Raw genomic sequence first — 12,014 nt, 5'->3', positions numbered from 1 at the left:
ACCGCTACTATAACCGACACACATAAAAAAGAGTTGAAAAATTATAATAGGAAAATGAATGAAGCGAATGTTCTTACAAGAATGTATATGATTGTCGTCCTAACAATGTGTTCTGGCGCTCTAAAGCGTTAAATTTTACTAACAGCATTGGGTCGTCAGCGTATCCTTCTCCGACGACGCCAATGATCGCCTTCCTTTGCCTTGCACTGTTCTTTGTATTTTGTTTTTTACTTAATCGATGTCATCGCTAAGAGAGACTTCAATAACACCCAGAAATCTGCGACAGAACGGATTTCCAATTTTTCAGACGGTGAGTGCGCTCCGCGAATATTCGGACCAAACGACACCATTTCCATGCCCGGGTATTTCGCGCCGATAATGCCGCATTCTAATCCGGCATGTATGACCTTGACGTTGGCATCGTACCCCATCGACTCTTTATGAACCTTTAGAAATTGCGTTAATAAACGTGCACCTGCATCCGGCTTCCACCCCGGATAGCCATTGTCAAACGATACATCCGCACCGCATAAAAGAAAGGCACTTTTGGCTTTATTCGCAATGTTTTCAAACGCAGAATCAATTAGGGAACGGGTTAGCAAACATGAACTAAAAATTAACTTGCCGCTGTTATCCGCTTCAAGATTAATGACACCCAAGTTGCAGGATGTTTCTGTCACACCTTCCAATTCAATGCTCATTCGCATGACACCATGAGGAGCGCAATTAAGTGAGGCTAGCAAGGCGATCTGATCATCTTTATCAAGCGCAGTCTCAGCAGGGCTACCAACGCTCAATTTAATACGTAAATCTGGCTCAACCTGCGAATATTCGTTTTTAATGTCATTCAAAAGGCTTTCTAATGCGGCTTCGATCTCAGCAAACACAAGATGATTCACATTAAGCATAGCGATTGCATCGCGAGCAATCGCATTACGCAGTGTTCCCCCATTGAACGACGTGAGAGACAGTTCAAATTGATCCTGCAATGCGTTTAACACTCTAATCAGCAACACATTCGCGCTGGCACGGCCTTTATGGATGTCCAATCCAGAATGTCCGCCTTTAAGACCGTCAATACGGAGTGTCACGCCTATTTGGTCATCAACAACCGTCTTTGCGTTAAAGGCTTTTTTCACATTGATATCAACACCCCCAGCGCAACCAATATAGACATCGCCTCGGTCTTCAGAGTCAAGGTTCAGTAAGATTTTTCCTTGAAGAATGCCCTCTTCTAATTGCAATGCGCCACGAAGACTCGACTCTTCTTCAATCGTAAATAAGGCTTCAATAGGCCCGTGCTCAATCTCCTCAGAATCCAACACCGCCAACGCCGCTGCGACGCCGATCCCATTATCAGCCCCTAAGGTCGTTCCTATTGCATGCACCCAACCGTCTATAATCTGAGTTTTGATTGGGTCGTACTCGAAGTTATGTTCGATGTTCGCGTCTTTTTGCGCCACCATATCCAAATGACCTTGTAAGACAACGCCCTCACGATCCTCCATCCCGCGCGTCGCTGGCTTTCGTATAATCAAGTTCCCCACAGGATCGACGTAGGTCGCAAGCTGTTTGGATTCCGCCCAGCGAATCAGCTTATCTCTCAGCGCCGCTTCTTTGTATGACGGGCGTGGCGTATTGCACAGAGTTTGAAAATGACGCCACACGATACTTGGCTCTAAATCCGCGAGGTGCTCGTTCATAGATAAGGTCTCTTAATGTTCTTTATTAGATACAGAGACAATATAGGGAAGACGCAATGTAAGGCAATTCAAATAAAGAAATGCCTTCATTCAAAAAGCAAATGAAGGCGTTGCATGAGGCGTGTCCGGCGGACCGCAATCGTTAGATTGTAGTAAGAATATCTACTAACGTTTTTTTAGTGCGTTCGCAGAAAAGGTAACAAACTCTTCAGCACTTGTTGGATGAACACCAATGGTCGAATCAAAATGCTCTTTGGTCGCGCCCGCTTTAATCGCGATCCCCAAACCTTGAATGATTTCACCGGCGTAATCACCTACCATATGCGCACCGATTACCTCGTCATTTTCATTGTTCACAATAAGCTTCATAAAGGAGCGACTTTCACTGCCACTTAACGTGTTCTTCATGGCCTTGAAATCGGTCTGATACACACGAATATCTAACCCTTTGCTGTCCGCTTCGTCTTCGCTTAGACCCACTGTGCCAATTTGAGGCTGACTGAAAACGGCAGTCGGAATATTGTCGTAGTCAAACTGAACGTCTTTGCCTTCGAACCAGTAATCCAGCAAAGCCATTGCTTCTTTGATTGCCACTGGCGTTAGTTGAATATTGTCTGTCACGTCACCAATGGCGTAGACACTTTCGACGTTCGATTGGTAATTATTGTTTATCTCGATCGCCCCTTTTCCAGACATCTTCACGCCGATTTCGGCCAATCCAAGATTCGCAGTATTTGGAACACGGCCCGTCGCATACAACACAAGGCCAAAGTTTTCGGTTTTACCGTCTTTAAAGGTCACCAGTTTGGACCCATCTTGATCGGCAATGCTTGCAACATCGGTATTTAAGCGAACATCAACACCGGACTTCACATACTCTTGTGATGCGAAAGCACGCACGTCAGAGTCAAACCCTCTAAGCAGTTGATCGCCTCGATAAGCCAATGAGACATCCACTCCAAGACCTTTTAAAATGCCAGCAAACTCGACTGCAATATAACCACCACCGACAACCAATGCTTTTGACGGCAATTCGTCTAGGTAAAACATATTGTCGGAGACAACAACATGCTCGTTACCTGGGAAGTTCGGTACGAATGGCGTCGCGCCCACCGCGATTAGAATACGTTCTGCGGTATACGTGTTACCAGCAACTTCGACTGTGTGTGCGTCGATCAGCTTGCCGTGCCCTTCGATAATCTCAACACCAGGAGAACGGAGTAAATTACCGTATATACCATTTAATCGTTCAATTTCTTTGGTTTTGTTATCACGCAATGTCTTCCAATCAAAAGACGGTTGAGAGAAAGACCAACCATACCCTTTCGCGTCTTTCGCAATATGAGAAAATTCCGCGCCATAAACAAACAGCTTTTTAGGGACGCAGCCGATGTTTACGCAAGTCCCACCTAAGGCAGACGACTCTGCAACCGCCACTTTGTATCCTTTGGAAGCAGCAACACGACTTGCTCGAACTCCACCAGAACCAGCACCAATAACGAACAGATCGTACTGATAAGACATTTTTCAAAACTCCTTTATCTTTTTCTAATGCATGTAACCATAATAGAAAGCCATTACAAATGCTCTAAAACCGCTGCAATTATCGCATTTTTTAGCAATAAGCTTTATTCTTTGTTCAATCAGGCTTAACCAAGAAGGCTAAATTGAAATGAAAGTTATCTCTTTTAATATCAACGGACTAAGAGCACGTCCCCATCAAATCGCAGCACTGGTCGAAAAGCATCAACCCGATGTGATTGGTTTACAAGAAATCAAGGTACATGACGACGCATTTCCAAAGGAAATACCGGAAGAGCACAGTTACCACGCCTATTATTACGGTCAAAAATCACACTATGGCGTTGCTATATTTAGTAAGCAACCCGCAACAAGCGTCGAGTACGGTTTCCCTACAGACGAAGAAGACGCACAACGTCGTATGATCATTGCAACCTTCGACACTGAAAATGGTCCGGTTAAAGTAATTAACGGATACTTTCCTCAAGGTGAAAGTCGCGACCATGAAACGAAGTTTCCTGCTAAGCGTAAATTTTATGCTGATCTAATGGCCTACCTTGCCAGTCACTCAAAGGATGAGAAAATCATCGTAATGGGGGATGTTAATATTTCACCAACGGATCTCGACATCGGTATCGGTGAGAAAAATGCAAAACGCTGGCTTAAAACCGGAAAATGCAGTTTCTTACCCGAAGAAAGAGAATGGTTCGACGCACTCCTCGACTGGGGATTTGTTGATACCTATCGATCTCAAAATCCAGAGAGCAACGAACTGTTTAGCTGGTTTGACTATCGATCTAAAGGATTTGAAGACACGCCTAAGCGCGGACTAAGAATTGATGTTATCCTAGCCAGCAATGGATTGATTAATCAGTTAGAAGCAACGGGTATAGACTACGATATACGCGGTATTGAAAAGCCTTCCGATCACGCACCGATTTGGGCGAGTTTTTCTTAATCTACGACCTGCGAAACTGAGCACTTTTTAGACAGCACTGCGTTAGTAATAACGAATGCCTATAAACGGGAAGAAAGACGACATTATCAGACTTCTTCCCCCAAGCTTATCCACAGAGTCTGTGGATGAAAGTTTATTTACAACCGAAATACTCTTGTTAAGAGCATGGGTTTTGAGCTCATGGGTTTAGAATTTTAGTTTAAACATTGGATAGCGGTATATATGACAGATAGCAACTTATCCATGGATGATATGCTTGCTCGCGCAGCGGAAGCAGCGGGCTTTATGAAGGCATTGGGAAATGAACGACGTTTGATCATCTTATGTAATCTAGTAGATCAAGAACTGTCCGTAAGTGGCCTAAACAAACGATTGCCCTTAAGCCAATCCGCGCTTTCTCAGCACTTGGCCGTTTTGAGAAAAGATGGTTTGGTCACGACACGTCGCGATTCGCAAACCATCTACTATTCCATCGGGGATGAGCGAGTAAAGCAACTCATGCAGACTCTATATGCCCTATTCTGCAAAGAGTAAATGCTACCCGCCGTGTTACTTTTTACAGACCTGAATGAATAAGTAAGTTATTGAGGTGAGAAGCCAACCATTTGGGCTGTTCCATTGGCAACATATGACCACAATCAGACGTTAAATAGATATTCAAATTTTCAACTTGTGATAGCTTTCGAATCTGTCGCATAGAAATGAGATTATCTTCCATGCCAACGAACGCCTTAATTGGGACACGCGTTGCACTTAGAGCATCGATCAGGCATGGACGATCCATGGTCGCATCAAGCTGAGTGACAAATGCCTTCTCGCCCATTTCTTCCGCCATTGACATAATTTGTTGCACCATGCTTCTTTTACGCCTATTTCTAGCACCAAGCATGGATTCCGCTTTCTTTACGGGCACGCCCTGATAGCCACTTTTAGACACCCAATTCAATGCCTGCTTCCTTTGAGCAAGCTCACTATCAGGCAGCGCTTGGGCACTGTTTGAGATCATATAGAGGGTAGAAATACGGTGCGGATGATAAACCGTAAAATAACTCGCTAAATAGCCTCCTAGTGAAAAACCCACAAGCTCAATAGGCTCGTCGGGTAAAACCGTTGCCAGCTTATCCATCATCGCATTTAAGCTTGGCTCCATTGGAATATCGATATGGACGAGCTCCGTACCTACTGCAATGTGACTTTCAAGTTCACGCCAAAGGCGCTCGTCGCACATGGTGCCAGGCAAGCAGTAGAGTTTCCTGTTTACAGACTTAGTAATTTTCATAAATAGTCTTACTCTTGAGGCCTTACACGCAAAAAGCTCGCAAAACGCGGCAAGCCTGTCCCTGTAAACCCAAAATACTTGTAGGTAACTCGATCACCTACTCTTGGGGGATTCATACGTTGAACATTAGTAAAACCTGTCCCAATTTTAAAACGTTGGCCTGTTGGCATTTCAACCAGTAACGCTCCCATCATATTCTTGAACTTTCCTTTTCCTGGTAATACGGAAACCACGGAGGCCTCCGCGTCTTCAAATCTCTTAAATTTTAGCAAGTTTCCAGATCGACCCGATGCAAATAAAGCAGACTTTTTGTGTAAAATTAGGCCCTCTCCGTCCATATTAGTTATTTCTTCGAGTAATATGTAAAGATCCTCTTTCGATTCAAGCTCTCGTTGTTGTACCGCTTGAACATGGTTCAGCTTAAGCGACGCGACTAATTCGCCGTATATGTGCCAGCGCTCACTAAAAGGACGCGAATAATCTGGTGCGTCGAAAACCATGTACGTGATCTTGCGCCATGCCGCCTCTTCTGGTGTTTTGTCTAAAACTGTCGATGCTACAAATCTATAGTCATTTCGATTGCTCCAAAGTTCCCCATCTAGCCAAACATCTGGCAAATCGTGAGTAAACCAATCGGGAGCGTGTATTTCATGACCATTTTTAGTGAGCAAACGGTGACCGTTCCAAATGGCGCGGATACCGTCGTATTTTTCGCTGACATAATATTCAGAGACGGGAACGCCTTCTCGGTACACTTTTGCAAGCTGTACGTCTTGGGCAAACAAACAACAAGGAAGCAGTAGACTCATTAAGCCTACGAGACGGGACACTTTCATCGAAAATCCTTTTCTGTAAAATCGCCAAATCCGTAGCAACTTTATCTTCAGTTAACGTGAGATCTTTGCACGGTCGTCGTGTCAAAATCTCAACATAAAATATTACGTGTAGAACATACAAAAGCCCGCCAGCGAAACGCTGGCAGGCTTTTATGTTTAAGCCGCTGTAACTACTGGCTTAATTGAACAATAAGCTTGTTCATGCGAGATACAAATGAAGCTGGATCATCTAATTGACCGCCTTCTGATAGCGTCGCTTGCTCAAACAGCAACCAAGCCATGTCTGAAAAACGCTCTTCATCTGCTTCCGAGTCCATTTTAACCACGATCGGGTGATCAGGGTTAATCTCTAAACTTGGCTTAGACTCAGGCATTGCTTGACCTGCTTGCTCAAGTAGACGGCGCATTTGTAGACCCATGTCGTACTCACCAACAACCAAACACGCTGGTGAGTTGGTTAGACGATCAGTGGACGTCACGTCGGTTACTTGCTCTTCTAAAACAGCTTTCATGCGATCTAACAGTGGCTTGATTTCTTCTGCCTTCTGTTCTTTTTCTTTCTTCGCTTCTTCTGTTTCGTCTTCTGCTAGATCAAGCTTACCTTTTGTAACGTCTTGGAATTTTTTGCCATCAAACTCTTGCAGAGAGGACATCATCCATTCGTCAATACGGTCACTTAGCAACAGAACCTCAAAGCCTTTCTTACGCAAAATCTCTAGGTGAGGGCTGTTCTTCGCTGTGTTGTGGTTTTCAGCGTAGATGTAGTAGATCTTATCCTGACCTTCTGACATACGCTCAACATAACCCGCTAGAGACTCAGTTTGCTCTGCTTTATCAGTGTGCGTCGTACTAAAGCGAAGCAACTGGGCGATTTTGTCTTTGTTACCAAAGTCGTCAGCAGGCCCTTCTTTCAGTACGTTACCGAACTCATCCCAGAACGTTTGATATTTTTCTGACTCATTTTTAGCCATTTTAGACAACATGTCTAATACACGCTTAGTCAACGCTGAACGCATAGAGTCGACCGCTTTGTCATTCTGAAGGATTTCGCGAGAAACGTTCAGTGACAAGTCGTTAGAATCAACCACACCTTTAACGAAACGCATGTAAGGTGGTAGGAATGCTTCTGCTTCGTCCATGATAAAGACGCGTTGAACATAAAGCTTCAAACCGCGCTGCATATCACGGTTCCAAAGATCATGCGGCGCTTTTGAAGGAACGTATAGCAAGCTTGTGTACTCAAGCTTACCTTCAACTTTGTTATGCGACCACTTGATAGGATCTTGAAAGTCATGCGATACATGCTTGTAGAACTCAGAGTATTCTTCGTCAGACACTTCGCTACGAGCACGAGTCCAAAGCGCTTTTGCTGAGTTAACAGCTTCAAACTCGACCGCTTGGTTTTCATCAACAGGTTTTGGGTTACCCTCTTCGTCCATTTCTGGATAAACCACTTTTTCCATTTCAACTGGAATAGAAATGTGATCAGAGTACTTGGTAACCAAAGAACGTAAACGGTAGTTATCCGCGAAATCTTTTTCGTCTGCTTTTAAATGCAGCGTAATGCGTGTACCGCGTGTTTCTTTTTCAATCGCTTCGATCGTAAAGTCGCCATCACCGCTGGATTCCCAACGTACAGCTTCATCCGTCGCTGCGCCTGCTTTACGCGTTTCTACCGTTACTTTGTCTGCAACGATAAAGGCAGAGTAAAAACCAACACCGAACTGTCCGATCAACTGACTGTCTTTTTTCTGGTCGCCGCTAAGCTGTTCAAGAAATTGAGCGGTTCCAGATTTAGCGATCGTACCTAGGTTATTGATTGCATCATCGCGATTCATACCAATACCGTTATCATCGATGATAACCGTACCCGCTTCGTTATCAAATTCTAAACGAACGCGTAGATTAGGATCTTCGGATAGTAAGTCTGCGTTTGATACCGACTCAAAGCGTAGTTTGTCTACAGCATCAGATGCGTTAGAGATCAGCTCTCGTAAAAATATTTCTTTGTTCGAGTATAAAGAGTGGATCATCAAGTGAAGCAATTGTTTCACTTCAGTTTGGAATCCTAACGTTTCTTTTTGAGTTTCTGTTGCCATCTTTCTAGCAGCTCCTATTTAAAACACTTAATCAACCCAAGGAAGGGTTTATTTACAGTAATGTGTTCTCTTAGATAGAGGCTGCAAATTAGATTTCAAGGCCAAACCCACAAATTCTTTACGCTTAATGACAAGGCGTTAAAACCTATTGCTTACGCACTATGGTTAAACCATCGCCAATCGGCAACTGGGACAAGGTAACATCAGCGTCAGAGTGAATATAATCATTTAATGCTCTAACTGCGACCGTATCTTTATCGTCAAACTCAGCGTTCGCAACGTTGCCCCACCAAAGTGTATTGTCAATAATGAGGCAACCTCCAGATGACAACAACTGTATCCCCATTGTGTAATAAGCCATTAAATTGGCTTTATCTGCATCGATAAAGAGAAAATCATACGTTCCTGACTCTGTTTTAACGAGGTCTTGCATGACTTCAACCGCGTTTGCGCATACGGTTTTCACATCCGCTTTAATCTCTGCTTGCTCAAGGTATCGATTAGCGATGTCCAACCACATTTGCTTCTTATCAACGGCTAACATAGTTGCGTCTTTAGACAAATACCTTGCTATCGAAATCGTGCTATACCCTGTAAACACACCTATTTCCAACACCTTTTTTGGATTAACCAATGACACAAGCATGCCTAAAAACTGCCCTACTTCTGGCGACAACGCCATACGAGCCATATGATACTGAGCCGTTTCGCGACGCAATGCGTCTAACACTTCGGGTTCACGGACCGAATGATCAATCAAATAGTCATACAAAGTGTCGTCCACTTTAACCGTGCGATTTACAGGACGGTTTTCTTCAGAAACAGGTTTTGGAAAATTAGGAAGCATGGTTGTTTATTACTAGGCCTCGATTTAAGGTTTTAAACGTTTTAGAACGAAATTCTCTGCGATACAACACCAGCACCACCATGACGCTCGATGCCATGCAAAAATAAGGACCGAGAAACCAACCGCAAAATGCCATTGCGAAATAATACGCTCGTAAACCGTAGTTGAATTGGTTCGCGGCTAAGCTACATACACGCGCCATATGCGTCGCGTAAGACTGTCTCTCGCTTTCGTCTATGCCCCGTTCAGTCGCAAGCGGCGCACTGCCCACCAGAACCGAACAGAAATTGTATTGCCGCACAGACCACGTAAATGTGAAAAAGGCGTAGACAAAGATGACGATCAACATGATAACCTTCATCTCCCATTCTTGCTGACTGTTCGGCGCCAGCAAGTAAAAATCAGCAATAATCCCAACGGCTTTTTCGGAATAATTAAACGCAGTAAAAAGGCCAGCAATGATAAGCAAGCTACTGGACGCAAAAAACAAGCTACTTCGTTCTAAATTCGCCATCACAGAGGCATCGGCGATGCGATTATCTCGCCTTAGCAAACGCGTCATCCAAGCCAGTCGAAATTGGTGTAATACACTGACCAAGCAGGATTTACGTTTTGAATTGTATTGTGCGTAAAATGAGTACCCCCACCAACACGTAAAAAACACGATGATAGTGGCAATATTGAGCGGATCTAAAAGACGAGAAGCCGTTTCGGTTTCCATTATATAAAGGTACCTAAAGAGAATGATGGACTACTGGGAAGCTACCAATAGATTGCTTGAGCTTCGGTTTTATCAAAGAGTTTGACGATCAAGGCAAAAATTCGCAGTTTCACCAGACAATTAAACCATTAATTGCGCCATCGACACCATGAACAAACCATTAAAAAGTAAGACTTTTTTGTATTTTCTTTATATCAAATTGTTGCGCACTGCGGCCGAACAAAGGGAGTTCCCGCCCTTAACGTTTACTTGCTAACAAAAGACACTCCTTTAGATCGGCTGTTCAAGTTCCTGAATGAGATAACCTAGCTCATCCGCTTTCTCATTGAACGCTGACTGCGCATCCGATAAACCTTTATTGTAGGCATAAGGCGCCAATTCTTTAAGAAAGAATTGAATCAGAAACTCCGCTTCAAATCCGCCAATATCCTGATCCAGTTCATCTGTAAAATAACGTTTGATCTTACTCACGAGCTGCTCCGTCTCAGCTCTATCAAGCTCAATATCTTTCATTTTCGCTTCACCTTTATACGATCAGAGCCTCTTTTTGAGAGCAACTTAAACAAATAAACACCAAACCCTAGAACCAATAAAATGTGACCGATAAAGTTCCAAATACTGATCCAGATAAACGCCACCAACAAAGGGTACTCAATCACTCTGACGGTAGACAACTTCCGACCTGACAGAGCGCAAACAGCAGGCGTGACGACACCGCTGCCATAAAACAACAACATCCCCATATAGTTACCATCGGTAGGATAGGACACCAACCAATCCAAGTACATAGGAATGTCATTTACCACTAAAAAGAAAAAAGCAAAGGCATAGTAGATGCTGGCCAGCATCAAAACCGTACCGTAATAGGTAATGAGACGATCTTCTAATTTCATAGCGCCCTGAGCATGACTATTGTTAAAAACAGGAATAGGAAAGCGTTATGCTTTCTTTACAAATTTTGCCGTTACCATCATCGCGCCTGCACCATCCACTCGGCAATCAAGTTGATGATCTTTAGCGTCTACAATGCGCTTTATTAATGCTTTAGTGCCAATTTTAAGCACTTGAGAACTCCCTTTCACTTTCAAATCTTTTGCCAGTGTCACCTTATCGCCCTCGTGGAGTGCCGTTCCATTAGCATCCAATACTGTCGGTTCAGCCTCTTCAGAATCGTCATCGGATGGGCTCCATTCAAAGGCGCACTCAGGGCAAATTAACAACTCCTGATCTTGATAAACGTATTCTGATTGACATTGCTTACATGGTGGAAGAGACATAAGTCATGACCTTTAGTCTAAAAAAAATGCCTATACTAATGCCTCCGCCGAGACTTGACGAGTCACTTACCGACATTATGCAATCACAGTGGCTACTGAACTTAAACGCTGTGCCTATTCATCGTCTGCAACTAATGCGCCGAGAGAGAAGCCAACAACTTCGGACACTCTACCTCGCCACCAAACACCACGATTCTCGGGAACTGGCGTGCCAACGGTATGGAAAAAACGCGCATTTTTTAGATGTACGTAATTTGGCGGCACAGCAGGTGCATGTGTTTCAGTGTACATGAGCCCATTTTTAGCAAACGCCGACTTTACCTTTTCAGCAGCCTCACCGTCTAATCCAAACGAAAACTCTTCACCAAACCCGTCAAAATATTCCTTACCTCCGACTAACGTACCCGATACTAAAAAACCGCCAACGGTTAACGTAATATCAAAAGTCATTTTACCGCTATTAGTAATTTCAATTAAATCTTGCAAAAACCAATCTTTGCTATCGATATCAACCACTTCAGTTAGCGTTGCATTATTTTCATTCATAGATAGTCCGTACATTTGCTATTAATAAACTGATATATAAAACCAATTAAAGATTAATAACATAGTACATTTTTCCGGCAGGATACAAGCATCTTAAAAATAACGGCAAAAACGAAAAACTCACATCTTAATTTTCGTTTTTTACATGCATATCAGTGGCATTGCTTATGATAGAAGAGAGTTGATGACAGTGCCACCAACTCGCTAGGTTCAAAGAAGTGTTTATT

The 12,014-nt window shown here is 43.5% G+C and carries 13 protein-coding genes; 2 read left to right on the top strand and 11 right to left on the bottom strand.

All coding sequences use genetic code 11. The features are described from left to right. Positions 1-227 precede the first annotated feature (227 nt). Both MARME_RS09725 and gorA read right to left on the bottom strand, forming a co-directional pair. Positions 228-1,703 carry an aminoacyl-histidine dipeptidase gene (locus MARME_RS09725; RefSeq protein ID WP_013661089.1) on the bottom strand — a complete coding sequence of 492 codons (1,476 nt, stop codon included), beginning with the start codon at positions 1,701-1,703 and terminating at the stop codon, positions 228-230. 165 nt (positions 1,704-1,868) lie between these two features. Then, on the bottom strand, positions 1,869-3,227 hold the full coding sequence (gene gorA, locus MARME_RS09720; protein WP_013661088.1) for a glutathione-disulfide reductase: 1,359 nt from the start codon (positions 3,225-3,227) through the stop codon (positions 1,869-1,871). Between the two features lie 148 nt (positions 3,228-3,375). Here gorA and xthA point away from each other — a divergent pair, with 148 nt between their 5' ends. Both xthA and MARME_RS09710 read left to right on the top strand, forming a co-directional pair. Further along, on the top strand, positions 3,376-4,182 hold the full coding sequence (gene xthA / locus MARME_RS09715) for an exodeoxyribonuclease III (protein ID WP_013661087.1): 807 nt from the start codon (positions 3,376-3,378) through the stop codon (positions 4,180-4,182). A gap of 222 nt (positions 4,183-4,404) precedes the next feature. Next, positions 4,405-4,716, top strand: a complete 312-nt coding sequence (locus tag MARME_RS09710; protein ID WP_013661086.1) for an ArsR/SmtB family transcription factor — start codon at positions 4,405-4,407, stop codon at positions 4,714-4,716. 22 nt (positions 4,717-4,738) lie between these two features. Here the strand turns inward: MARME_RS09710 and MARME_RS09705 are convergent, their stop codons facing one another. The 9 genes from MARME_RS09705 to gvpU form a co-directional block, all read right to left on the bottom strand. After that, positions 4,739-5,461: an alpha/beta fold hydrolase gene (locus MARME_RS09705; protein ID WP_013661085.1), complete on the bottom strand. Its 723-nt coding sequence runs from the start codon at positions 5,459-5,461 to the stop codon at positions 4,739-4,741. An 8-nt stretch (positions 5,462-5,469) separates the two neighbouring features. After that, positions 5,470-6,297: a DNA ligase gene (locus MARME_RS09700; RefSeq protein ID WP_013661084.1), complete on the bottom strand. Its 828-nt coding sequence runs from the start codon at positions 6,295-6,297 to the stop codon at positions 5,470-5,472. 170 nt (positions 6,298-6,467) lie between these two features. After that, positions 6,468-8,396 (bottom strand): molecular chaperone HtpG, encoded by a 1,929-nt coding sequence (gene htpG / locus MARME_RS09695; RefSeq protein ID WP_013661083.1) that lies wholly within the window; start codon positions 8,394-8,396, stop codon positions 6,468-6,470. A 145-nt stretch (positions 8,397-8,541) separates the two neighbouring features. Beyond that, positions 8,542-9,243, bottom strand: a complete 702-nt coding sequence (locus MARME_RS09690) for an O-methyltransferase (protein WP_013661082.1) — start codon at positions 9,241-9,243, stop codon at positions 8,542-8,544. Next, positions 9,233-9,964, bottom strand: coding sequence for a DUF599 domain-containing protein (locus MARME_RS09685; RefSeq protein ID WP_013661081.1), 732 nt, complete (start codon positions 9,962-9,964; stop codon positions 9,233-9,235). Before MARME_RS09685 ends, MARME_RS09690 begins: the two co-directional genes overlap by 11 nt. Positions 9,965-10,234: 270 nt before the next feature. Continuing rightward, on the bottom strand, positions 10,235-10,477 hold the full coding sequence (locus MARME_RS09680; protein WP_013661080.1) for a DUF2164 domain-containing protein: 243 nt from the start codon (positions 10,475-10,477) through the stop codon (positions 10,235-10,237). Beyond that, entirely contained in the window at positions 10,474-10,857 is a 384-nt protein-coding gene (locus MARME_RS09675) for a hypothetical protein (RefSeq protein ID WP_013661079.1), read from the bottom strand. The genes MARME_RS09680 and MARME_RS09675 overlap by 4 nt, the downstream gene beginning before the upstream one ends. A gap of 45 nt (positions 10,858-10,902) precedes the next feature. After that, positions 10,903-11,241, bottom strand: coding sequence for a zinc ribbon domain-containing protein YjdM (locus MARME_RS09670; protein ID WP_013661078.1), 339 nt, complete (start codon positions 11,239-11,241; stop codon positions 10,903-10,905). 114 nt (positions 11,242-11,355) lie between these two features. Then, entirely contained in the window at positions 11,356-11,787 is a 432-nt protein-coding gene (gene gvpU, locus MARME_RS09665) for a gas vesicle accessory protein GvpU (protein ID WP_013661077.1), read from the bottom strand. Between the last annotated feature and the right edge of the window lie 227 nt (positions 11,788-12,014).

It is taken from the genome of Marinomonas mediterranea MMB-1 (assembly GCF_000192865.1).
Taxonomy (GTDB): Bacteria; Pseudomonadota; Gammaproteobacteria; order Pseudomonadales; family Marinomonadaceae; genus Marinomonas; species Marinomonas mediterranea.
This window is presented reverse-complemented; position numbering and strand designations above follow the sequence as displayed.

Excerpts from the sequence above, each read along its gene's own strand:
- MARME_RS09680 (WP_013661080.1), bottom strand. The coding sequence starts at position 10,477 with ATGAAAGATATTGAGCTTGATAGAGCTGAGACGGAGCAGCTCGTGAGT.
- MARME_RS09675 (WP_013661079.1), bottom strand. The coding sequence starts at position 10,857 with ATGAAATTAGAAGATCGTCTCATTACCTATTACGGTACGGTTTTGATG.
- MARME_RS09705 (WP_013661085.1), bottom strand. The coding sequence starts at position 5,461 with ATGAAAATTACTAAGTCTGTAAACAGGAAACTCTACTGCTTGCCTGGC.
- MARME_RS09690 (WP_013661082.1), bottom strand. The coding sequence starts at position 9,243 with ATGCTTCCTAATTTTCCAAAACCTGTTTCTGAAGAAAACCGTCCTGTA.
- MARME_RS09685 (WP_013661081.1), bottom strand. The coding sequence starts at position 9,964 with ATGGAAACCGAAACGGCTTCTCGTCTTTTAGATCCGCTCAATATTGCC.
- MARME_RS09670 (WP_013661078.1), bottom strand. The coding sequence starts at position 11,241 with ATGTCTCTTCCACCATGTAAGCAATGTCAATCAGAATACGTTTATCAA.
- MARME_RS09700 (WP_013661084.1), bottom strand. The coding sequence starts at position 6,297 with ATGAAAGTGTCCCGTCTCGTAGGCTTAATGAGTCTACTGCTTCCTTGT.
- htpG (WP_013661083.1), bottom strand. The coding sequence starts at position 8,396 with ATGGCAACAGAAACTCAAAAAGAAACGTTAGGATTCCAAACTGAAGTG.
- MARME_RS09725 (WP_013661089.1), bottom strand. The coding sequence starts at position 1,703 with ATGAACGAGCACCTCGCGGATTTAGAGCCAAGTATCGTGTGGCGTCAT.
- MARME_RS09710 (WP_013661086.1), top strand. The coding sequence starts at position 4,405 with ATGACAGATAGCAACTTATCCATGGATGATATGCTTGCTCGCGCAGCG.
- xthA (WP_013661087.1), top strand. The coding sequence starts at position 3,376 with ATGAAAGTTATCTCTTTTAATATCAACGGACTAAGAGCACGTCCCCAT.
- gorA (WP_013661088.1), bottom strand. The coding sequence starts at position 3,227 with ATGTCTTATCAGTACGATCTGTTCGTTATTGGTGCTGGTTCTGGTGGA.
- gvpU (WP_013661077.1), bottom strand. The coding sequence starts at position 11,787 with ATGAATGAAAATAATGCAACGCTAACTGAAGTGGTTGATATCGATAGC.